Origin of the sequence: Paenibacillus sp. FSL L8-0641, assembly GCF_038006265.1 — a bacterium.
Lineage (GTDB): Bacteria > Bacillota > Bacilli > Paenibacillales > Paenibacillaceae > Paenibacillus > Paenibacillus polymyxa_D.
Window position 1 is genome coordinate 3,071,298 of record NZ_JBBOUW010000001.1, and the last position, 23,802, is coordinate 3,095,099.

The 23,802-nt window shown below is 46.9% G+C and carries 22 protein-coding genes; all 22 read right to left on the bottom strand.

Annotated elements, in window-relative coordinates; genetic code table 11:
• Positions 1–367: 367 nt before the first annotated feature.
• The 22 genes from MKY16_RS13640 to bshA all read right to left on the bottom strand — a co-directional run bounded on the left by MKY16_RS13640 (position 368) and on the right by bshA (position 23,761).
• Positions 368–979: a flavin reductase family protein gene (locus tag MKY16_RS13640; RefSeq protein ID WP_069011515.1), complete on the bottom strand. Its 612-nt coding sequence runs from the start codon at positions 977–979 to the stop codon at positions 368–370.
• 165 nt (positions 980–1,144) lie between these two features.
• Positions 1,145–1,927: a hypothetical protein gene (locus MKY16_RS13645; protein ID WP_069011514.1), complete on the bottom strand. Its 783-nt coding sequence runs from the start codon at positions 1,925–1,927 to the stop codon at positions 1,145–1,147.
• A 1-nt stretch (position 1,928) separates the two neighbouring features.
• Positions 1,929–3,194, bottom strand: a complete 1,266-nt coding sequence (locus MKY16_RS13650) for a multi-tm2 domain protein (RefSeq protein ID WP_340885717.1) — start codon at positions 3,192–3,194, stop codon at positions 1,929–1,931.
• Positions 3,195–3,288: 94 nt separating this feature from the next.
• Entirely contained in the window at positions 3,289–3,759 is a 471-nt protein-coding gene (locus tag MKY16_RS13655) for a hypothetical protein (RefSeq protein ID WP_029517379.1), read from the bottom strand.
• A complete protein-coding gene (locus tag MKY16_RS13660) occupies positions 3,756–4,388 on the bottom strand; it encodes an RNA polymerase sigma factor (protein WP_274597660.1) in 633 nt (210 codons plus the stop codon). Before MKY16_RS13660 ends, MKY16_RS13655 begins: the two co-directional genes overlap by 4 nt.
• A 174-nt stretch (positions 4,389–4,562) precedes the next feature.
• Complete coding sequence (locus MKY16_RS13665) at positions 4,563–5,291, bottom strand: DnaD domain-containing protein (RefSeq protein WP_049816981.1); 729 nt, start codon at positions 5,289–5,291, stop codon at positions 4,563–4,565.
• A gap of 3 nt (positions 5,292–5,294) precedes the next feature.
• Positions 5,295–6,590, bottom strand: coding sequence for an asparagine--tRNA ligase (gene asnS / locus MKY16_RS13670; protein WP_029517376.1), 1,296 nt, complete (start codon positions 6,588–6,590; stop codon positions 5,295–5,297).
• A gap of 132 nt (positions 6,591–6,722) precedes the next feature.
• Positions 6,723–7,919, bottom strand: coding sequence for an acetate/propionate family kinase (locus tag MKY16_RS13675; protein WP_340955755.1), 1,197 nt, complete (start codon positions 7,917–7,919; stop codon positions 6,723–6,725).
• Positions 7,916–8,788: a 3-hydroxyacyl-CoA dehydrogenase family protein gene (locus MKY16_RS13680; RefSeq protein ID WP_165146928.1), complete on the bottom strand. Its 873-nt coding sequence runs from the start codon at positions 8,786–8,788 to the stop codon at positions 7,916–7,918. The genes MKY16_RS13675 and MKY16_RS13680 overlap by 4 nt, the downstream gene beginning before the upstream one ends.
• A gap of 136 nt (positions 8,789–8,924) precedes the next feature.
• Positions 8,925–10,427 carry an AAA family ATPase gene (locus MKY16_RS13685; RefSeq protein ID WP_165146932.1) on the bottom strand — a complete coding sequence of 501 codons (1,503 nt, stop codon included), beginning with the start codon at positions 10,425–10,427 and terminating at the stop codon, positions 8,925–8,927.
• Positions 10,420–10,953, bottom strand: a complete 534-nt coding sequence (locus tag MKY16_RS13690) for a hypothetical protein (RefSeq protein ID WP_069011509.1) — start codon at positions 10,951–10,953, stop codon at positions 10,420–10,422. The genes MKY16_RS13685 and MKY16_RS13690 overlap by 8 nt, the downstream gene beginning before the upstream one ends.
• A gap of 446 nt (positions 10,954–11,399) precedes the next feature.
• A complete protein-coding gene (locus MKY16_RS13695) occupies positions 11,400–11,924 on the bottom strand; it encodes a cell wall elongation regulator TseB-like domain-containing protein (protein WP_039271118.1) in 525 nt (174 codons plus the stop codon).
• A gap of 37 nt (positions 11,925–11,961) precedes the next feature.
• The gene (locus MKY16_RS13700) at positions 11,962–13,263 is read right to left on the bottom strand and encodes an amidohydrolase (protein ID WP_069011508.1); all 1,302 of its coding nucleotides are present in this window, start codon (positions 13,261–13,263) and stop codon (positions 11,962–11,964) included.
• Positions 13,250–13,903 (bottom strand): redox-sensing transcriptional repressor Rex, encoded by a 654-nt coding sequence (locus tag MKY16_RS13705; RefSeq protein WP_029517369.1) that lies wholly within the window; start codon positions 13,901–13,903, stop codon positions 13,250–13,252. Before MKY16_RS13705 ends, MKY16_RS13700 begins: the two co-directional genes overlap by 14 nt.
• A gap of 43 nt (positions 13,904–13,946) precedes the next feature.
• A complete protein-coding gene (gene dinG, locus MKY16_RS13710; protein ID WP_209947378.1) occupies positions 13,947–16,814 on the bottom strand; it encodes an ATP-dependent DNA helicase DinG in 2,868 nt (955 codons plus the stop codon).
• Between the two features lie 157 nt (positions 16,815–16,971).
• Entirely contained in the window at positions 16,972–17,604 is a 633-nt protein-coding gene (locus MKY16_RS13715; RefSeq protein ID WP_209947376.1) for a tetratricopeptide repeat protein, read from the bottom strand.
• Between the two features lie 82 nt (positions 17,605–17,686).
• Entirely contained in the window at positions 17,687–18,070 is a 384-nt protein-coding gene (gene panD / locus MKY16_RS13720; RefSeq protein ID WP_013371641.1) for an aspartate 1-decarboxylase, read from the bottom strand.
• Complete coding sequence (gene panC / locus MKY16_RS13725) at positions 18,063–19,001, bottom strand: pantoate--beta-alanine ligase (protein ID WP_340955757.1); 939 nt, start codon at positions 18,999–19,001, stop codon at positions 18,063–18,065. The genes panD and panC overlap by 8 nt, the downstream gene beginning before the upstream one ends.
• On the bottom strand, positions 18,998–19,906 hold the full coding sequence (gene panB, locus MKY16_RS13730) for a 3-methyl-2-oxobutanoate hydroxymethyltransferase (RefSeq protein WP_340955760.1): 909 nt from the start codon (positions 19,904–19,906) through the stop codon (positions 18,998–19,000). The genes panC and panB overlap by 4 nt, the downstream gene beginning before the upstream one ends.
• Positions 19,907–20,252: 346 nt before the next feature.
• Entirely contained in the window at positions 20,253–21,227 is a 975-nt protein-coding gene (locus tag MKY16_RS13735; RefSeq protein ID WP_029517364.1) for a biotin--[acetyl-CoA-carboxylase] ligase, read from the bottom strand.
• A complete protein-coding gene (locus MKY16_RS13740; RefSeq protein WP_340932481.1) occupies positions 21,220–22,542 on the bottom strand; it encodes a CCA tRNA nucleotidyltransferase in 1,323 nt (440 codons plus the stop codon). Before MKY16_RS13740 ends, MKY16_RS13735 begins: the two co-directional genes overlap by 8 nt.
• A 55-nt stretch (positions 22,543–22,597) precedes the next feature.
• Entirely contained in the window at positions 22,598–23,761 is a 1,164-nt protein-coding gene (bshA, locus tag MKY16_RS13745) for an N-acetyl-alpha-D-glucosaminyl L-malate synthase BshA (protein WP_029517362.1), read from the bottom strand.
• Positions 23,762–23,802: the final 41 nt, after the last annotated feature.

The window sequence follows — 23,802 nt, forward strand, 5'->3', positions numbered from 1 at the left end:
TACGACAAATCATTGCAATTAATTTTTTTAAATGATAGAGCTCCTTTGAACTACATACCATTTATAATTACCAACTTTAAAATAAAGTTGTTGTCGTCAGATTTTGTACATTCAACATACTGTACTAAATCGATTGACGATGGAAATAGGTCATTAAGAAGTTCCATTTGGAAACTAAACGATGGTCAATGGCAAATGTTTTTTTCATCAGGGAACTCCAACAAAATAGGGACTCATTTTAAACACTTGGCTCTCGAAACACCACAATAATATCAATATTCAGATTAAACATAGCCTTCATAAAGGAAATGTGATGAATAAGAATCCTTCCGATGTAATTTTAGGCATGCTGTAAAAAAAGCGCCCCCTATTGGGGACGCTCCAGCGTGAATTGCTCTCCTAGCTTCGCATAATTGTTCCCAGCCAACCGACTTACTGGACGCAACTCCTTAGCAATCACATACGTATTTTGGTACGCTTCCTCGGATAAATGATACTGCACTACGCGTCCGATTAACAGATCACAAGCAGGTGTGTCCTCCTTGCCTCCTAGCGGTATCACCTGTTCCAGAATACATTCCATGCGTATTTTCGCTTCTGTCACACCGGGAACTGCGATTTTTGTACTTTTTATCGGGGTAAGGCCTGCCAGTGTAACCTCACTCTCCTGCGGAGACAGACGGGAAGCCGTCACATTCACCGCTCCCACATTGTCCTCGTCTGTGATATGTACGACAAAAGCTTTATGCTCCATCGCATTACGTGTTGTATCTTTGGATACTCCATCGACACGTTGTACGGATACAGACAGCAGTGGCGGCTCGGAAGCAACGATGGAAAAATAACTGAACGGCGCACCATTCAGCACCCCTTCGCTGCTCAAAGTCGTTACAAAGGCTACCGGCCTTGGAATAATACTTCCGGTCAACAGCTTATAATTTTCACGCCCTGTAAGCGTATCAGGATTCAACGAAATCATTTTTCTCCCTCATTTCCGATCACAATCGCTATTCGACTGCACACCATCAAGTTTCGCCTGATAAGCAAATGCACCATTAGTTAGCGACATGGATGACATCTCAGACTTCCTTTTCAAGTATCGCGTGAATGATACAAATTGTAAAGTTGGAGCCGGAAAATCTCCCTATTTTTCAATTATATTTCCTCGGCTATCGCGCACAGTAACCGTAATTCCCTCAGGTACAGCAATCGTAACATCAAGCTGCTGTTGAGTCTGCATAAACCGTGTCGGAATTTGACCCAGTAATACATACAAGGTATCGCCGATTTGCTTGGTCTGATATAAATCTTGACCCTTTATTTCGTCCTCTTTGCCTGTGTATACATAACTTCCGAACACATGCACTTCCGGTGAGCTGGTTGCGTCAATTTTGACCGCATAAGGATCTTCTCCCTGTACAATCACTTTGTTCACTTCGGCAGGCAGTTTTTCATGCCAGTCTGGGAGAACCCTTGTTTCCTGAACCGAACTCATTATTTCTCTGACTTGCGGAGTGATCCCCAATGAACTGACCAAGGCAAATCCGATACAGCAAAAAACCAATACCGCCGTAATAAACATACTGAATACATCATAACGAATACGCTCACGCGTCCCCTTCCAAGCAGTATACATTAAAATTTCCAAACCTAGCAAAACAAAAACGACAGGCCACCAGGTCAAAGCCTGGTCCAGTATGCCCGCTCCCCAAAACTTGGAGGCAAACGTTATGCTCCCCAGCAGGACGAGGAAAAGTCCCATGGACAGCCTTCCGACTTTCCACACCCCTGCCGGAGCGTTTGACGCTTTAGAGGAATTATTTTTGTTAGATGATGTACCCAATATACCTGTGGAGCCTCCTCCATCGCTCTGAGGATGATGGGCTCCCTTAAAGGGAGCCTCACTCTTTGAAAATTCAGTATCCATTCTATTGCTTCTCCTTTACTCGTTTAGATTTGGAATTCCCGATCATCATCCAAATACCACCGCCGATCAACAATAAGGATACGATAATCGTTCGTAGATACATGTCAACCAAATTATAAATCTCTCCATTCGGAAACAGACGTTCCAAAGTAGGAACTAATACGTTGATTAAGATGTAATAGGCTCCTAGCAATAGTAACCCCAAGCCTACCCAGCGGTGATATTGTGCAAACATACCGATCACAGGCTTGTCGATCAGCGGCTCCCGTCCATAACGGCTTACTTGCTGCAACGCATCAAAAAAGCTATAAAACCAGACCACCGGAATCAGGAACAAAAAAAGTGAAAGATGCAGCACGTCCAGTACATAGATGCCTCCTAAAAACAGAAGCATGAGCTGGAGTCCACGCTTTTGCATACCGATATACATATGTCCAGCACCGGGAAATACCGATAAAATGGTAGCCAGCATTTTACTCCGCCGTCCCTCGACTCTTCCATATTCCAGTTCCTCAAACAAAGTACGGTCCTGAAGCATTTCTCCCGCTTGTTTGCGATGTACATGCTGCACCGCATCAAACATGCAATACAGCCAAATGATCGGTAACACGCCCGCAAACGCCAAAAATCCGGATTCGTTTGTAATGCTGGTAATAAAAACGAGGATCGCTCCAAAGCCAAAGAAAGATAGCAGAAAAGACAAACCACGCTGCATCAGGCCCAAGTGAAGGTGTCCCAATCCAGGAATGAACGACAGCAAAATCGTAAAAAAACGTTCATTGTCCGATCCTTTTTGAAAAGCAGGTGATCCTGCCATACCATAGTGTCCTTGTTGATAATGGTTATAGCCTGGGCCATATCCCATTCCTGCCCCCGGTGAATCCGTATCTGCGTGTGTTGCCTCCTCCGGTACCTCTCCTGTTAAACCAGCCTGTCCATAAGGCCCACTTTGCGAGTAATAACCATATGGATTAGGTCCTACATGAGGGGGATATGGAACAGCAGCTGCACGAGGATCATAACGCAACAAGCTAATAATAATATGCAGCATACTCAGTCCCCAAAAAAGAGCGGCAACAAACATACTGGCCAATAAAGGTAATTCGTCTCTTGATACCACTGAAAAAAATAATCCTCCCGCCAGACATCCGAAAAACAAAATGGTGTATACAAACGCATTGGCTTTTCTGGTCCAGTAATAGTGTCCCACACCGGGAATGATGTTCAATAGAAATGCCAAGAGCTTGCTTCTTTCCGTATAAGGCATCGCTACACTTCCTTTCTATTTATGGGATTTTAATGAAGTCCCCATCTGAAGGTTGTTGTTTTTGAGTTTTTCGTCTCACCCTTTATCCGAAGATTTAGGGCTTTAATTTATCGAGCCAGGTCGTGGTAGCTCGCATGACCTCTTCACTGTAAGAGACGCGTTCTTTTGGAGGAATCGGCTTTCCGTCTGTTTGCGGCATCATTTTGTCAAAGGCTCCACTGGACAACAAGATCAACGTTAGGCTTGCGGCGACAACATAGTGAAACACAGGTTTTTCAAACCAGCGGCGTTTTTTGAACATAACTTGACTCGGTTCAGCTTCTAGCTCGGGAAGAACGGCCATTACCTGATCTGTGAAGCGCTCCGTATCCATCCAGGCAGAATAATCTTTCATAGTTGACTCCAATTGCTCCAGTGCAACAAGATATAACATCAGCGCCTGTTCGTCTTCCAGCAGGAGCCTTTCCAGCCGGGCAGATTCCTCTATCGTGCAAGTTCCTGCAATGTAAGCATGCCAGTCATTCGATTTCCCTTCAATCCACGGTTTATCCTGTTGGTCAGTCATTGCCATTCCTCCTCCTTCCAGTGGTTTCGAATCCATAGTCGCGCCCGGTAGAGTCTCGACTCTACCGTTTTTAAAGCTACCTGCGTCTCTTCTGCAATTTGGTCGTAGGTTTTGCCTTGCATATAGTAGGCTTGAATAATATCCCGATGTTGCTGGGGCAACTGAGCGATTTTTTGCGATAGTTCTTTAATTTGCTCCTCGCGGATGAGACGAGCCAGCACATCCTCATCCCGGGAAGGGAGCTGTACAAGGGATTGTGCGACGTCTATTAGCTCTGCGGGGCGTCTGTCCTGTTTGCGCTTAATATCCAGCGCTTTGTGGAGCGCAATTCGGCTCAGCCACGTTTTAAAACCTTCGTTCCGGTACTGGGGGAGAGACTTGTACACCTGAACGAATGCCTCCTGCGCGGCATCTTCTGCTTCCTTGCTGTCATGCAGCACCGAATAGGCGATATGAAATACATGCTTGCTGTACAGCTCTACGATCTCACGGAACGCCTGCCGGTCACCAGACCGTATTCGTTCAATGATTCTCTCTATATCAATGACGCTCTCCCCCTTCCCAATACTATAGACGCCAGGAAATTTCCTTCCCCTGCATATTTCGAAAAAATAATTTAAAAAGGACACACCCTCCTGACGGAATGGTGTGTCCTCTATCATTAAAGCCTATTTACTCGTCTTCATTTCGGCTTAGCTCACGCGCACAGGCGATATTCCATGTTGTCCTCATTGCACAATAGCCAATCTGCAGTAACAGCCTTCATATATAAGTCTACTACCTAAAAGGCTTAGACCGATACATTAATTGCGTCCGCCACCACGGAATCGCTGGGCGTATTCTTTGGCATCCTGTGCATTACGGACACGGTTTCGGCTCCACTCCAGCAAAATACGGTCTATATACCGGAAATGTACCTTCCCTGCAAATACCGCTTCCTTCAAAGCCAGCAAAATAAGCTCCTCGGGATACCGATCCTGATCCACCCAGCTGGTGATCGTCTCGTATTCCATCGGTGATAATGGTCGCCCGAATTCTTTCTCGAAAATCGTGAACAAATTCCGTTCTTCTGTAAGCGGGGATTCCGATATTCCATTCAGTAAATCCGGCTTTCCGGCAAACAAAATGTCATCTTCATCGTGCTGCTCGTTACGCTCGGCGATCATACATTCTGCCAACTTACGATACAGCCCCGTCAAATTGTAACGTTCGAATTGTACAGATGAACTGCGGTCTTCTACGGAATCAATTCTCAAAAATCCTTCTTTCATGAGCTTACTGAAATAGAGTGCGATTTCATTCGCAGTGCATCCGATACGGGCCTGCAATTGTTCCCATGTCGGAAATTCATTACGTTCCGCTTGTTTGAAGGCAAGCAACTGCATCAGTAGCAGCATTTCGCCATCTGCCAGCCGAAGTGTTCGATAATGCTTGAGCAGGGCGTAGGGAATCTGGACCATTCCGGCTTCCATAGCAAAGGCTACTCCCTCCGCCCATTCTGCCGCTGATGTCTTGTCGAATGATCCGGTCATCGGTTACGGATACAAACGATACAGCATACGTGGGAACGGAATCGTTTCACGTACATGATCGAGTCCACAAATCCATGCTACTGTACGCTCCAGGCCCAGTCCAAAACCAGAATGCGGAACGGTACCATATGTGCGCAGATCCATATACCATTGGTAGGCTTCACGAGCCAAGTTATGCTCGTTAAAACGTTCTTCCATCAATGCTGGATCATCAATCCGTTGGGAACCCCCGATAATTTCGCCGTAGCCTTCAGGAGCGATCATATCGGCACACAGAACAACCTCTGGACGGGTCGGGTCTGGTTTCATATAGAATGCCTTAATGTGTGTCGGCCAATGTGTAATAAACACAGGCTTGTTATATCTTTCGGCAATCGCCGTTTCATGAGGAGCACCAAAGTCTTCCCCCCATGGGATATCGAAACCTTCACCTTGAAGGAAGGCAATCGCCTCATCATACGTAATACGTGGGAATTCGCCTTGAATTTGCTCCAGCTTCGAAACATCGCGTCCGATGGTTTCAAGCTCCTTCGCACAATTTTTCAGAACAGATTGCACGATATGGCTTACAAACTGCTCCTGTACGCGCAAGGATTCTTCATGATCCACAAAAGCCATCTCAGGTTCGATCATCCAGAACTCAATCAGGTGACGACGTGTTTTGGACTTTTCCGCACGGAAAGTTGGACCAAAGGAATACACTTTGCCCAGCGCCATTGCCGCGGCTTCCATGTACAACTGTCCGCTTTGTGTCAAATACGCATCTTCATCAAAATATTTAATGTGGAACAACTCTGTTGTGCCTTCTGCAGAAGAAGGAGTCAAAATAGGTGGGTCCACCTTCGTAAAGCCGTTGCCGTTAAAGAATTCCTGTACAGCACGGATAATTTCCGCCCGTACGATCAAAACAGCACGTTGCTTGGCGGAACGCAACCACAAGTGACGATGATCCATCAGGAAATCTACACCGTGCTCTTTGGGTGTAATCGGGTAGTTTTCGGTCAAATGAATAATGTCAATGCCTGTAACCGTTAATTCAAAGCCTGATTGGCTACGCGGTTCTTCACGCACCACTCCAGTAACGTAAAGGGAGCTCTCTTGAGTCAAGGATTTGGCGTCATTCCAAATATCCTCGGACACTTCGCTTTTCACGATAACCCCTTGAATATACCCGCTGCCATCCCGCAGTTGCAGAAACTGAATTTTACCACTAGATCGTTTATTGTTTACCCAAGCGCCGATTGTAACCGTTTCCCCTACATGGCGGCCCACTTGGGCAATCGTACTTTTATTCGTCATGACCGTCTCTCTCCTCTTAACCGAAAATCAAACAGCCCTTCCCCCTGGGTCAGGCTGTTTGCTCTCGCTGTTTGGTGCATGCGGAACTCAAACAATAGTCCACATGCATAAAGTTTACACTTTCGAACCGAACTACTGAACCAGACGGAACGTGTCGCGGGCAATAACCAGTTCTTCGTTCGTTGGAATGATCAGTACTTCTACCTTTGAATTTGCAGTTGTAATCCGGCGAGGCTCGCCAGAACGAATAGCATTCAACGATTCATCCAGCTCGACACCGAGGAATGTCAATTGCTCCAACACTCTCTTACGCAGAACGATGGAGTTCTCGCCTACACCTGCTGTAAATGCAATTACGTCTACCCCGTTCATTGCGGCAGCATACGATCCAATGTATTTGCGCAGACGGTATTCATACATTTCAAATGCCAATGTAGAATTAGCTTCGCCTTTTTCCATACCTTCTGTGATTTCACGCATGTCACTGCTGATACCGGAGATAGCTAAAAGTCCACTATGCTTGTTCAGCATGGAATTGACTTCATTGACAGTCAATTCTTCTTTGTTCATGACATAAGGTACGATTGCTGGGTCCAAATCACCACTACGAGTACCCATCATAAGGCCTTCCAGTGGAGTCATCCCCATGGAAGTATCAACAGACAAACCGCCTTGAACTGCTGTTATACTACCACCATTACCGATATGACAAGTGATAATCTTCAGGTCTTCCAAAGGACGACCAAGGAATTTGGCTGCTTCCTTACTCACAAAATCATGAGAAGTACCGTGGGCACCGTAACGACGAACCTTGTACTTATTGTACAACACTCTTGGAATGGCGTACATATAAGCTTTTTCAGGCATGGTTTGATGGAACGAGGTATCGAATACTACAACCTGCGGTACATCTGGCATATTCAATTCAGCCGCTTTAATCCCCATCATGGAAGCGGGATTATGCAGTGGCGCCAGGTCAAACAAGCGGCGGATTTCACTCTTCGCTTCAGGCGTTACAACTGCTGACCGTTTGAAGATTTCGCCTCCATGAACCACACGGTGGCCCACAGCCTGAATTTCACTAGTACTGGAGATTACACCATGTTCAGCATCTGTGAGTGCGTTCAGCACTTTACGGATGGCTGTAGTATGCTCCAGAATTTCGCTAACTTCAGTGTATTCTTCTTTATTGGTTGGCTTATGCGTCAGAATGGAGGAATCCATACCGATACGCTCTACCAAACCTTTGGCTAGAACGGACTCGTCCGTCATATCATACAATTGGTATTTTAGGGAAGAACTCCCTGCATTAATTACGAGAATTTTCATATCCGGTCACCATCCTTGTCGTACTTAAAGAAGCCTTCGCCCGATTTCACGCCCAGATTACCTGCACGCACCATTTTCTTCAGTACGATGGACGGACGATATTTCAATTCGCCGAATTCACGGAACATACGCTCCAGAGCAGCCAAAACGGAATCCAGACCAAAGCGGTCAGCCATTTCCAAAGGACCGCTTTGGAAGCTGTAGCCGATTCGCATAGCGTCGTCGATATCATCAGCGGAAGCTACGCCCTCTTGCAGTACATGAGCCGCTTCGTTAATCAACAGACAGATTATCCGGCTTGTTACGAATCCAGGAGATTCGTAAATCATGACTCCTTTTTTCTCCACTATTTCTTCCACAAACATCTTAGTGTTTTCAAATGTATCGTCCGAAGTTTTCAAACCACGAATAATTTCTACAAGATCAATGCGGGATACTGGATAAATAAAGTGCATACCAATAACACGCTCAGGATACTTGGTCGAGCTGGCAAGCTCGGTCAGGCTCAGCGTGGATGTATTACTTGCAAGAATAATATTGCTTGGACACACATAGTCTAGCTCTTGGAACACTGCTTTCTTCTCGTCCAGATTCTCTGTAATCGTCTCAATGACCATATCGCAGCTGCCGAGCTCCGCCAAATGGATTACTTTTTGAATACGGGATAAGATCAATTTTTTCTCAGCTTGAGTAATTGCCCACTTTTCCAGTTGTTTGTCCAGACTCGTTTCAATCATATTGTAGGCGTAGTCTAGTTTCTCTGGTGTCTGCTCTACCAGCAGCACATCGATTCCTTTGGACGCGAGCATTTCAGAAATCCCCTGTCCCATGGTGCCGCCGCCGATGACGCCGATTTTTTTGAATTGCATGATTCTTTACTCCACCCTTTCCTGGTCACTCTCATATATTGTATCCTTCTTTGTCGAAAAATACATGTTTATGTCCCAATAGATAATAATATCTTAGCACGGACTAAAAGTAAAAAAAAATAACCAGCATAAAAAATTATGCTGGTAATAAAGCATTTTCACTAAATTGACATCTAAATTGGTCTCCAGACAAAGTTTCCTCCTTCATCAGGATGTCAAGTGAGTTGTCGAACACAGGACGATGCTTTTCCAGCAGTTCCAAAGTTCGGGTATGCAGGTCAGCCATAATCTCGCCATTTTCCCGCATGAGTTCTTCTTTCGTTACCATTTCCATGTTAATAATGCCAAGTGAAGTCAAACCGGAAGTCATCATCGTATGAACGATGTTCAGTGCTTGCTCAAAATCATTACTAGAGCCGGTACTTCGACCGCCATAGTACATTTCTTCTGCCGCAGCCCCTGCGAGCGAGATCATAATCTGCTCCTCCAGGTACTGCTTGGTGTATAAATACTGCTCTTGCTGTGGATTGTGACGCACATACCCAAGCGCTTTCCCACGTGGGCTAAGTGCTACCTGGCTTACGCTACCAGGACGAACAATTTCGGCCATAATAGCATGTCCTAGTTCATGAATCGCTACACGTTTTTTCTCTTCCAAGGTCGATTCTCGATCTGTCTTTTCACCCATCATCACTTTGTCAATTGCCATCGACAGATGTTTCTGTGCAATCATTTTCTGATCCTGTCTCATTGCATAGATTGCCGCTTCATTCATTACGCTCTCCAGCTGTGCGCCAGAAAACCCATAAGATTCCTCAGCAATTTTATCCAGATTCGCATCTTCCTGAATCGGTTTGTTTTTGGCATGAATTTTAAGAATATGAAGACGGCCCTTCTTATCAGGCAAATCCACTTGAATATGACGGTCAAAACGCCCTGGACGCGTTAAGGCGCTGTCCAGCATTTCTTTACGGTTTGTTGCCGCAATGATCAAAATCCGCGGTGTATCTACCGAATAAATACCATCCATTTCTGTCAGCAACTGATTCAAAGTCTGATCATATTCTCGTTGCTGTCCACCCTCACGTTTACCACCAATAACGTCGATTTCGTCAATAAAAATAATTGCATTTTCCTTCTTTTCCTTGGCTGCACGAGTACGTGCCTCCCTGAACAACTCACGAACACGACCTGCTCCAACACCAACGTACATTTCAACAAATTCACTACCTGAGGCTGCAACAAAAACAGAATTAGTATAGTGTGCCGCTGCCTTAGCCATCAGTGTTTTTCCTGTTCCCGGAGGACCTGTGAGCAAAACGCCTTTTAATGGACGGATACCAAACTTGGAGATTTCATCATGTCGATTCAAAAAATCCAAGGCCTCACGCAGCTCCTGCTTAGCGCTTTCTTGCCCACCGATTTCCTCAAAAGTCAGCTTGTCCGGGCCATTTTTTTTACGTTTACGTTCTTGCCCAGCACCTACGGCCAAGCCTCCACGAGCATGCATGAGCATTAACAAGCCGCTGAACATCACACCAGCAACTAGAAGAGGGATAATATTTACCCCAATAAAAACGAGAAATATAATGGTTACCGGCACAATGCCGATTAATATTTCCTTGATCCATCTAGGCATTAGGCCATACCCCCATCTGCTGAGATTGACGTGGCAAAACGATAAACTTGGTCGCTTTCCCTTCGCTGAGTCGGATATAGACATTGTTCGAATCCATGTCGGTATCAGCTTTGATACCCGTCTTTTTCTTTTTCATATGCTCAACTGTAGATGAAATTTGAGTATACTTTCTATTTTCCATCGCTTCGGCTACAGGAAACATAGCCTCAGACCACCATTGATTCAGTGCTGTATTGGAACGGTCTGCAATATCGAGCTTAATGGTGCGGCTGCCAATGATGGATTGTCCTTTTTGCTTAACTACATCGACCAATCCGGCCACATCCGCCTGCGGTTTGAGATCTAGTTTCAATACAACCTGATCCTGTTTAATATCTATTTGAGCGCTTGTCACGCCTGGATATTGAGAAACCAGTTTTTCCAGAGGACTTTGCATTGTAACCTGACGGTAAATGAACCATCCCCCAAATAGCAGCAAAGCTGCCAAAACTGCCGCCACAACGATAGGAACTGCACGCAATTTCAAACAACATCCTCCTCTCAAAATGTAAAACTCAGAAGAAACGGGACGAATGTCAACAAACAACCAAATTGCATGATCTTACAGTGATCAGCAATTCTTTTTTCTATCATTTTTGTCTATCACTTATAAAATATAGTATATCATAACGTATATCTAAAATCGAAGGCAATGTGTGGAGGAGTTGTGATGAGGCAAAATCTTTGGTTATGGTGGAGGTGGGACGCTGCGTGTAGGATTTGATCTTACGATCGCTGTTGCCCGCCATAAAGATGAATTTGCCTTAGGAGAGAAGTTGGGTAGGTAAAGATGCTTCGCTGGCATTCAGCTCATCTTTACGGCATAGCAAGACTAAAAGACGTAAATACGAATTTCATCGCATTTACGTCTTTTTCTTGAGCTTTTAATCATTTACTAGTCATTCATTCCACATCTGCTGATCCTCAACCAGCTCAGTTATTGGGCAAAGTATACTTTACCCCCGTCGCTCCCCCATCTGAAAAACGGTAAAAGGCATAGTAATGATGGCTTCCATCATCGTAAAACAGCTGCCACACATATTCGCCATTGAACACACTCGGCTGGAGGCTTACAATTTTTACACCTGGAAGCTGCTGCTGAATTAGCGACGTCATTTTTTGCTCGTCGACTCCGTTCTTCAGCAGCTCGGTATGAACACCGCTATTATCTGCGGCAGGTACGTTAGGTTGTCCCTCCACTTTTTGAAAAGGAACCCATACCATTATATTTTCATTCTGTGCATTTTTCCCTTGAACCACCCAATATACCTGATCCCACACAGACTTCCATGTTTGAGTCGTGCTAACCAGACCACCTGATTGCTTGGCCTTAATGATAGCGGCATTTTTCTCAGCCACCTGGTCTTGAGTAACATAGGAATAATACCAGAAAATGCTGACCAGGATCAGTATCACGGCCAAAATGGCGACCGCTATCCATTTTTTCTTATTTTTCAAACCCGTGCTTCCTCTCTAAGGGGATGTGACACCTGAATTAGCGCGACAGCAGCCCTTCAAAGGCGGCTTGTGCCTCATGTTTGATACGTTCCTCGTCCATAGTCAGGCATTCGCCGTTTTTCACAACCTGACGACCGTCTACCCACACATGAGCCACGTCCTTGGCGCTTGCAGAGTATACCGCATGGGAAATAAGATCTGTACGCGGCAAGAAATGTGCCTGATTCAGATCCAACGCGATAAAGTCAGCCTTGTTGCCTGCTGCCAACGCTCCTACTTCTTTTAAACCAATCGACTTTGCACCGTATTCCGTTGCCAGACGCAGCGCTTCACTTGCAGGAACTGCCGTAGGGTCACCGGATACACCCTTGTGAATAAGTGCTGCCAGACGCATTTCCTCGAACATATCCAGGTTATTATTGCTGGCAGGACCATCCGTTCCGAGAGAAACCGTAACCCCTGCACGCAGCAATTCAGGCACTCTTGCCACACCACTTGCCAGCTTCAAGTTGCTGCCAGGATTGTGGGAAACCGCTACACCACGTTCTGCCAGTAAAGCTATTTCTTCGTCGTTCAAATGAACGCCATGGGCAACAAGCGAAGGACGGGAGAAAAAGCCAAGCTTATCCAAGTGTGCAACCGGACGCAAACCGTAGTCGCGTACGTTTTGCTCCACTTCGGCGATCGTCTCAGACATGTGCGTATGCAGTGGCAAGTCCAGATCATGCGCAGCTTGTACGAATTTTTCAATAAACGCAGGTGGACATGTATATGGCGCGTGCGGAGACATCATCGTAGTAATACGCCCGTCTGCTTTACCGTGCCAGTTACGTGCAAAAGTCACGGCCTCTGCCAGCTTGATTCGCTGTTCTTCCTCCGAACATAGTCCAATTGCTCCACGCATCAGACTTGCACGAATACCTGACTCTTCAGCCACACGAGCCACTTCATCCATATGATCGTACATATCGAGGAAGGTTGTTGTTCCACCTTTCAGCATTTCCAGCACAGACAAGGACGTACCCCAGTACACGTCTGTAGATGTAAACTTGGCTTCCATAGGCCACATTTTTTCCTGAAGCCATACTTGAAGTGCCAAATCATCTCCATGCCCACGCAGTAGAGACATCGCCGCATGACCATGAGTATTGATCAGACCAGGTAAAAACAATAGCCCTTTACCATCGATCGCTTCCGTCTCTTCCTCACCCGCAGGCAAGGTTTCGCCAATATAAGTAATACGACTATCCTCCACAATCATAAAACCATGGACTACCCCTGCTTCTGGTCCATTTACTGCAAAAGATCCGTTTTTAATCATCCATTTATTCACTGTCATATTGTGCTTCTTCCTTTCCGTCCTCCAAATAATAAGCGAGGCTAAGCAAATCAGTTGTAAAGTCTGTGGCATGAATCCGAATGTTGGCTGGTGCCTTGAGAGTAGTCGGTGCAAAGTTCAGGATCGCTCCAATTCCGCTATCAATAAGCCTATCAGCCACGTGCTGTGCTTCAAAATCAGGTACGGTAATAATCCCGATTCGAATGTTTTTTTCTTTCACAGTCGCTTCCAGTTCATCCATCGGTTGCACGACCAATGTATTGATCTTGGTTCCTACCTTATCCGGAAACGCATCAAATACCGCCACAATCTTCATATTGTCTTTTAAATAAGCGTTATAATTCGAAAGGGCTTGCCCCAGATTACCCGCTCCGACCAAGACTACATTAATTTGTTGGTCGATTTTCAGGATATGGCGTATTTTCTCAATGAGATAAGAAACATCATAACCAATACCCTTCCGACCAAAATCTCCAAAATAAGCAAGATCTTTACGGATTTGGGCCGGGTTTAAATCTAGCCTCTGTCCCAACTCTTGAGAAGAGACCGTAGCCACCTCCCGTTTGTGCAGTGCATTCAGATAACGTAAATATACGGGTAACCTCCGTACGACAGCCTCTGAAATTTTATCTGATTTCATACTTGCTCCCCCTAATTGTAACGAACATACTTATGTCCGTCCGTTATGCCTCTGTCTCCGGGGCGGATTGGAGCCATTCGGCGATGCGGGGCACCATTTGCTCCGATGGCATATGCTCCATTTTTGGTCCCGGTAACGAGTACAAAAAGTGCTTTCCGTAATAGGATTCAATCACACGCGTATCATAAACGATAACTACCCCGTGGTCGTTCGCTGTACGTACCAACCGACCAAATCCCTGTTTGAAGCGAATGACCGCTTGCGGTACAGACAGCTTCATAAATGGATTCTTCTTCTGCTGCTGGAGCAGTTCGCTTTTTGCCTCCAGCAGCGGGTGATTCGGCGGTTGAAACGGCAAGCGAACAATGGCTAGACAAGTCAGAGCCTTCCCCGGAATATCGACGCCTTCCCAGAAGCTGCTGGTTCCCAGCAATACAGAAGCTTTCGCTTCCTGAAACCGGCGGGTTAGCTTGCTGCGACTTCCACTGTCCACGCCTTGTCCCAGCACAGTAATTTCGCTGGATGCTAAGGCCTCTTTGAGCGGCTCATACACTTGCCGGAGCATCCGATAGGACGTAAACAGAACGAGCATTCTCCCCCGCGTCGCCTGAGCAGTCGCTCCTAGAGAGCTAACGAGCATATCTACAAAATGTGCATCTCCTACACTGCCCTTCACACTTGGGAAATCCCGTGGAATAACCAGCAACACCTGATCCCTGTAATTAAAGGGTGACGGGAGCTGCGAAGTCATCAGCCGCTCTTGATCTGCGGCCTCCTGTAAGCCGAGCTGATCGATCATGTACTGAAACGACTTATCTACCGACAAGGTAGCAGAAGTCAGAATAATGCTTCTTTTTTTGTCAAAAAACATTTCTTTCAACTGGCGGCTCACATCGACGGGTACCGCATAAAATTGCAATGATTTACTACGGAATTGCCCGCTCGCCTCGAGCCAGTATACGGTTGTTTCATCATCGAGTCGGATAAAAAAGCGCAAATTTTCTCGAATCCCCGCCAAATCCTTGAGCAGACCCGTGATATCTGTAATAAGGCTATCCGCCGCATAATCGTCATGTTCTTCCTTGACGTCCAGCATCAGCTTGTCGCCCTTGCGCAAAATTTCGCTCATCGTTACATATAGCTGATTTTCCAAAGCTCCCGCCTGATCCCACTTTGCAGGCTTGGCCGAAGGTTTGAGACGGGAAGAAAACTGTCCTGTTTCACCCGGTGTCGCATCACTTCGCTCCGGCAACATGCCAAACAGTTTGTCGCTTAGCAGGTCCCAAGTTTCCTTCACCTCTAACACGAGCGGATACAGCTGATCAATGGTTGAGGCCCAATCTGCCGACTTCTCGTGCCCCGATTTCGCCAACTGTTGACGAAGTGAAGGCAGTTGTCCATTCTTGCTGTCTTTGAACAGTCGCGTCAGTGTATGCACGAGTGTGAAATATTTCATATGCATACCTAGGTGTTTACCAGCTACTTCCTCCAGGTGATGGGCTTCATCTATCACCAGATGTTCATAGCTCGGCAACAACTGATGACTGGCTTTGACGTCTGTGAACAACTTAGAGTGATTCGTAATAACAACATCCGCTATTCCTGCTTCATGGCGTGCACGATGATAATAACATTTGCGGAACCATGGGCAAGAACGACCAAGACAGGACTCTGAATCACTCGCCACCGTTTCCCAGAAATCCCCTCCACGGTTGCTCAGATTCAGTTCTTCATCATCACCGGTTTCTGTTAACGTCAACCAGACGATCATCTGAGCCGCTGTAATTAAATCTTCCTTCGGTGTAGCGAAGTCTCTTCTGTTTATTTTATGTTCAAACTTACGCAGACACAAATAATGTCCCCGACCCTTGAAAATAGCTGCCCGAAACGGAAACGGAATCACCTTGGTCAGCATCGGAATGTCGCGCTCGCGTAACTGTTCCTGCAGGTTGATCGTATGTGTACTCACCATAACGCGCTGTCCCTTTTTCACACTGTGATACAGCGATGGGAGCAAATAACCCAGAGACTTCCCTGTTCCTGTACCTGCTTCAATCAGCAGATGCTTGTCTTCACTCAGTGCCTGATTCACACCCTCAATCATCTGTATCTGCGCCTCGCGCTCCTCATATTGGCTCAAGGATGAACGCAAATTGTCCCGCACATCATCCATGTACTCCTCAAAGGAAACACCTGACAGTGGATTCGGGTCATCTTCTCTACGCGGAGCAGCTAGCTCCGTCCAATCTTCCACTTTTAGCGCAAGCTGACGAAAAAACTGATATCCCTCCAAATCCTGAATAGGATCAAGCTCTTTCTCTTCACGCACCCCATCAAGAAACCATCCAAGGTCACTGTCTTCCTCTGCAAACAAATCACTAAGCCGCTGTATCGTTATCAGAGGTAATGCTTGAAGCTCACCCAGACACTTTAAAAACACCTCGGCCGTAGCCAATGCGTCGCTGTCTGCTTGGTGAGGGCGATCATGTGCCAGCCCGAACTCAGAAGACACAAAACCCAACTGATACGAAGATAGCGATGGAAACATAATTTTCAGAAAATCCATTGTATCCAAGATTCTTCCGCTAAATGGCAAGTATCCGCACCGATCCAGAGCGTTTTGCAAAAAATTAAAATCAAACGCCACATTATGACCGACCAGTACAACATCGTCCAGCATAGGCACAAGCTCCATCATCATTTCTTCAAGTGCAGGTGCATCCTTCACGTCATCGTCTGTAATTCCGGTCAATCCAGTGATAAAAGGTGGAATAGATCTGCCAGGGTTCACATAAGAGCCGTAAACACGGGAAATGCTGTTATCATGATCTATAATTGCAAGTCCGACTTGAATGATGTCATCCGCGGACTGGGTGCCTGTCGTTTCAAAATCCAATACCGCAAATTTCATTCGGGCTTAATCCTTTCTTATGACACTTACAAAAATAATAACTCCGTATATTAGCATAGCAGAAGATCGCGTGTTTGGAAATTAAGACAGCCAAAAAAGACGATGCATACGCCGCCTCAGGAGGTGGGCATGCATCGTCTTACTCGGTGTCTGACAACTACATCCAGGTCATTATGGAGCTGTCGTATCGAAGCTTTTCGGTACCGGACAAACAGGCTTCCATATTGTGCAGCGGCTCGGGTAACGCAGGATCGAACTGATGTGCGAGAGCAAAACATTTTTGCGCCTCCTCTACGTCAGCCTGCTTTGCCAACAGACAGCCTAGCGCATTATAGATGACCGCTTTTAGTCCTGCCTGCTCAGTCAGGTCCAGCACCTTCTGAAAATGGTATACAGCCTCTGCTGGATCATCTAGTTGAAAATAGGCCATTCCCATATACATGCGACTCTGCCAACTATTCGGAAAATGCTGTAGTACCTGCTCAAATTGTTGGATCGCCTCAGGGTACATAAGTAATCGATAATACCCTTGCCCCCGACTAAAAGCCGGCAGCTCTTTTTCAGGCAGCTCCGTGTCAGACATATCGGTCTCCGCGGAAAAGCCGGCCGCACGCAGGCACACCATTTTTTCCTCAAAGGCCAGCCACTCATCCATAATTCCGTCACTCATTCTCCGCAGCAGACTCCAGTGCTGTAGCAGCTCCTGCCTGCGGGAGCCCTGGGCTGATGGGTAATGCTTCACGATATCATCTAACATGCTGTTCATTTCTGCGAATACATGCTGGAACATGTGCATCCCGCCCTTATGAAAGATGGATTAATACACTCACATTTTTCGCTTAAAAGACGGGTTTCATCCGCACTCCCATTCATTACATGATCGTCGCATGTACTTCTTTGTTCATCGTTTGGGCTGGTTTATTATGTTCATCAACAAATACCACTGTTGGTTTGTATGTTTTGGCCTCTTCATTTGACATGGAAGCATAGGAAATAATAATGACTGTATCACCAGGCTGCACCAAACGAGCTGCCGCACCGTTGAGACAGATCACACCGCTCCCACGCGGTCCGGGGATAACATAGGTTTCCAGTCGAGCTCCATTGTTATTGTTTACAATTTGAACCTTTTCATTCTCCAACAGATCCGATGTCTCCATGAGATCTTCATCTATAGTGATACTCCCCACATAGTTTAGGTTAGCTTCCGTAACCGTAGCGCGGTGAATTTTGGATTTCATCATGGTTCTAAACATGGGAAAGCACCTCCGTCTTCTGTATTCTTATATTGTCAATCAGTCGGGTACTGCCAAATTTCACAGCCAGCGCTACGATGACGTCTTCCTGAACATCACATAGCCGCTGCTCGGGAAGAAGGGGCTCCAGACCGGGAAAAGTTAAAATTTCAATGTAATCAATGTCTGCTAAAGGAGAGGAAGTAATGGTGGACTCCACCATTTGATGTAACTGACGAATCGTAATTGTGTTTGTTACAATATCTTCGCTCACTTCTTGCACCTTACGCAGTGACTGGGACAGCACCAATGCCTGCTCGCGCTGTTCTGCACTTAAATACACGTTACGGGAGCTGAGGGCCAAACCATCCGCCTCTCTGACGATGGGACAAGGTACGATAGTCACGTTCATATTGAGATCAGTCACCATCTGCTGGAGCACAGCAACCTGCTGCGCGTCCTTCATCCCAAAAAAGGCCAAATCAGGACCTATCATGTTAAAAAGCTTGGCTACCACCGTAGTCACACCATCAAAATGGCCGGGACGGGAAGCACCGCACAAGCGATCTGTCAAAGCGGATACACGAATTTTGGTTTGGGTTGGTTGTGGATACATTTCTGCTACAGTTGGCAAAAATACAATATCCACGCCCTCGCGCCGTGCTACCTCCAAATCACGAGCTTCATCGCGGGGATAGCTTTCCAGATCTTCATTCGGTCCAAATTGGATCGGATTTACGAAAATGCTAAGCACCACCGTATCTGCCATTTCACGCGCCTTGTGCATCAAGCTCGCATGTCCTTCATGCAGGTATCCCATCGTTGGTACAAAGCCGACTTTATGTTGCAGTAAAGAGGCAGAATCGTGTACCGTTTTTGCTCCATTGGCTCCAAGTTGCCGACGTTCGGCAATAACCTTGCGTAGTTGAGCCACTTCTCTTACGATGATCATGACTGAGATTCCACCTTTTCCTTAGCTTGTTTCTGCGCATGTCCTTTTGCCTGTCCGTACAAGGACTCCAGGGACTCCACAACACGGTCATCCGCGCTGAATACATGCTCTGCGGCCGGGAATGCCCGCCCTTTCACATCACTCACATACTGCTCAATGCTGCTACGGATCAAGCCGCCTACATCGGCATAGGTTTTAACAAAGCGTTTGCTGAAATAAGGAGATGCGTACTGAATCAGATCGTGATAAACAAGTACTTGACCGTCACATCCACGTCCTGCACCGATTCCAATGGTTGGAATGGAAAGTTCTTTAGAAATCGCCGTTGCCACTTCCTCAGTCACCAATTCCAAGACAATACCAAAGGCACCCGCCTGCTCTAATGCCTTGGCATCTGCCATCAACCGGCGTGCGTCTGCTTCGTCCTTACCTTGAATGCGATAGCCACCAATTTGATTAACTGATTGCGGAGTAAGCCCGATATGTCCCAGCACAGGTACACCTGCCTGAACAGTCGCTTTTACGACATCGGTAATTTCAGCTCCGCCCTCCAATTTAACAGCATGCGCATGTCCTTCTTGCATCAGACGGCGGATGCCTTGAAGACTTTCGGATATGCTGCCGTGATATGTCATAAAAGGCATGTCCGCTACGATAAATGTATTCTCAGCGCCTCTTGCAACTGTCCGGGAATGGTACACCATATCATCCAAGGTCACAGGGATGGTCGAATCGTAACCAAGAACTACGTTACCCAGCGAGTCCCCCACGAGAATGATGTCAATTCCCGCCTCCTCGGCTATCTTAGCCGATGGATAATCATAGGCGGTCAGCATACTGAGCGGAATGCCCTCCTGCTTCATTTTTTTCATTTTTACAATATTCAGCGCTTGTTTTCCTGCCATCGCGAATGGCTCCCTTCCATCTTTTTTTGGCACAAAAAATAACCTTTTATGAACGCCTGTACATCTGCGTCATCAAAAGGTCCGAACAGCCAAAAAAGACACTCATTTTGAGATCGTCCCTTCTGTCTCGGTCCTGTTCGGCTCAGAGCAGAATCCAACGTAACCTTCAAATGAAGTTATGATGGTCTTACAAACTTGCTAAAGTAGAGCAATGTGCCCTTGGAGTGCAGCTCGGACCGTCCGATGCCGCCTCCTGCACAGTATAACAAAAAACATCAGCTTTTTCACGTGAAGTTTCACACAGGAAACAGAAAGATTGTGGTCGTATACTCAGCTAGGGTCGCTTCTACAATTGTATATCCCCTGAAATAACCTGAATCCGCTCACCCTGGTTCGTTTCTATCACTAGTGCCCCTGAAGGGTCCAAGCCCACCGCTGTACCTTCTACCGCTATCCCTTGTCCCGTATGTGCCCGAACGCTGCGGTTCATCGTCACGGATAACGCCTCCCACAGCATGGCTATGGGCTGGAACCCCTGCTCGGCATACAACTTACTTAGCAGCTCCATTTCTTCCAGAACTGCAGCAATCAGTGCAGTACGGTCAATTTCAAGCCCTGCTTCTATTTTCAAGGATGTCCCTACATGGGATAGCTCTTCCGGGTAATCTTCTTTATTTAAATTTACGTCAATGCCGACCCCTGCAATACAGTAGCGGACCCGTTGATCCTCTGTTGCAGATTCCAACAGAATACCGGATACTTTGCGACCATGAATCAACAGATCGTTTGGCCATTTGATTCCTGCCTCCACACCCGTCAGCCGACGAATGGCTCTACACACTGCTACACCTGTAAGTAGCGTTAGCTGGGGGGTAAAAGCTAAGGGCTGGGTGGGGCGCAATACAATGCTCATCCATATCCCTTTGCCGCGAGGGGAATACCATTTACGTCCCTGACGTCCCCGACCCGCCGTCTGTTCTTCTGCCAGCACTACCGTTCCCTCCGGCGCATCCTCTTCTGCTAAACGCATAGCATCCTGCTGAGTGGATACCGTCGAATCCAGCACTATGATACGCTGGCCAAACGATTGTGTAGTTAATAGATCTGCCAGTTTGGATACTTCCAATCGGTCAGGCCGAGATATCAACCGATAGCCCCGGCGCGAAGAGGCATCGATATTATAACCCAGCTCACGCAGTTTGTTGATTTGCTTCCATATTGCTGTGCGACTAACGGAGAGGCGTCGGCTAATCTCCTCACCAGATACGTAATCGGATGAACCTTCCTCCAGTATGCCTAACAGTCTATCATGATTATTCACTACTCATCACCCGTTTCACTTCCTGAAGCAATGTTTCTGTTTCATTCGGGATATCTCCGCAAGCGACCGCTTGTAAAAGCCGTTCCATCATCTGCCCCAGCCAAGGTCCACCTGGTCGATTCATTGCCTGAACCAGTTCATTTCCAGTAATATTTAAATCTTTGATACGAACGACGACAGCCTGCTGTGTCCACGAGTTTGCCAGTTCGGCAATCTTCTTCACATGCTTTTCTACCCACGGCGGTAATCCACGGAACGAAGAAGGCAGTGTCTTGTGAAGCTCCAGCCAGTCTGAAGCTGTATCCTTTCCCAGCTTAATTAACAATCGAATCCAGTTACGACGCAGTACCTCGTCGTTGATAGGGTCAGAATCTCTCGAAACAGAGTTGTCAGCTATGGCAACAGCATGGCTGATGAGCTCGGTCTCCCATTCCAATAAATGAACCAAACGCAAACGTACGGCGTTGGAGAAGGTCCAAGCTCTTAATAGCTCGTCCGCTGCCTCGGAGCTAAGTCTACAAGACATAAGGAGCAAACCCCACCGTAGCTCTGCTGGCAGCTGCACGATCTCCTTGAGCGCCTGTGCGTCACATTGTTCCCAGGGAACCGGAACCTTCGTACAGCCAAGCAATCCGCTACGTCCCAGCATCTCCAATCCACGTAATGGGTCAGGCCCCGCTAGCATCTTTTCTAACTCGACTCGTACCCGTTCCATGGCTATATATCGAAGTCCCTCTCTGCGACGGATCATACCTTTCCAGGTATTGTAGGCCACCCGGAACCGAAATACAGAGGCAAAACGGATGCAACGCAGCATTCGCAGCCCGTCCTCCTCAAAGCGTTCCTCAGCTCGTCCCACACAACGAACGAGAGCAGCTCGCAAATCGGCTTCTCCCCCAAACGGGTCCACCCGCTCTCCGTGTTCTGCCATCGCAATCGCATTCATAGTAAAATCCCGTCGCATCAGATCCTCACGGATATCCTTCACGAAGGCAACTTCCGTTGGACGGCGGTGATCAGCATAACCGCTTTCTGTACGAAAAGTGGTCACCTCGAACGCATGGCCACCCTGCATAACCGTTACCGTCCCATGCTGGATTCCTGTCGGAATAACATGAGGGAATAGCGCTAAGACCTGTTCAGGCTCAGCCGAAGTGGTCAGATCCATATCATGAATTGCTCGTCCTAATAGCTCATCCCGCACACAGCCGCCAACCCAGTAAGCTTCGTGGCCTGCTGCTGTTAGTGTATGTATGACCTCTCTGCCATGAAGTGCCATCTCTTGGTCAGCGCATTGCCAAGTATTTGTATTCATAGGGTTTCCCCCTTTGCAAGTATTCAATATAAAAAACGGACGCGAGTCCGCCCCCTTAAACGCTGATCGGTTTAAGATCCGGCACCTCGCGTCCCAACACACGGTAATAGATTTCTTCATATTGACGGGTAATCAGCTCATCACAAAAAACGGTACGGGCGCGGGTCAGACACGCTTCACGGAAACGTTCCGCCATCGCTTCATCGGACAACAGCTCAACTGCATAATCAGCCATCGCCTCAGTATTACCAATTTCAGCAAGATACCCCGTACTTCCATGCACAACGAGTTCAGGAACTCCTCCGGCCTGAGAACCGATTGTCGGCACTCCACAGGCCATTGCTTCCAGCGCAACCAAACCAAAACTTTCTTTTTCCGAGGGAAGCAGCAGCACATCCGCCATAGAAATCACTTCTGCGATCTGATCCTGCTTACCTAAAAAGAAGACCTTGTCTTGAAGTCCTAAATCCTCAATTTTGCAACGGATTTTTGGTAGATCCGGTCCTTCCCCCACCAGCAGCAGCTTCGCAGGCACTTTTCGTTGCACTCTTTCAAATATATCCAACACATCGCCCACCCTTTTGACAGGACGGAAATTGGAAATATGCATCATTATTTTTTCATGCGGTTGGGCAAAGTCTCTTCTAAGCGCAGCGGCATCTCGTGGATAATATACCCGTTTATCTACAAAATTATAGGTTAAATCAATAGGCCGTGTAATTTCCAGCGCATCTATCGTCTCCCGAATCAAATCTTTGGAAACCGCCGTCACAGCGTCACTTTTGTTAATAGCCAGCCGAATCAGGTCCTTCAACGACTCATCCTGTGCCAACACTGTAATGTCCGTACCGTGCAGGGTGGTTACCACCTTCAGATGATCACCCACCATTTCCTTCGCCAAGTAAGCGCATACTGCATGTGGTACCGCATAATGAACATGGAGTACATCCAAATTCTTCATTTGTGCGACTTGGGCCATTTTGGTCGCCAGTGACAAATCATAGGGCGGATATCTAAACACGTAATAATCGTTAATTTCAACCTCATGATAAAAAATATTTTTCTGAAACGTCCCGCCTAATCTGAACGGAATGCTATTGGCAATAAAATGAACCTCGTGCCCTTTTTCTGCCAGCAACTTGCCCAGCTCAGTAGCCACTACGCCGGAACCACCCAGCGACGGATAACAGGTAATCCCAATTTTCAGTTTGTCATTCAAGCTAGCTGCCTCCTTCCGCTCACCAGTGATAACTTTTCTGC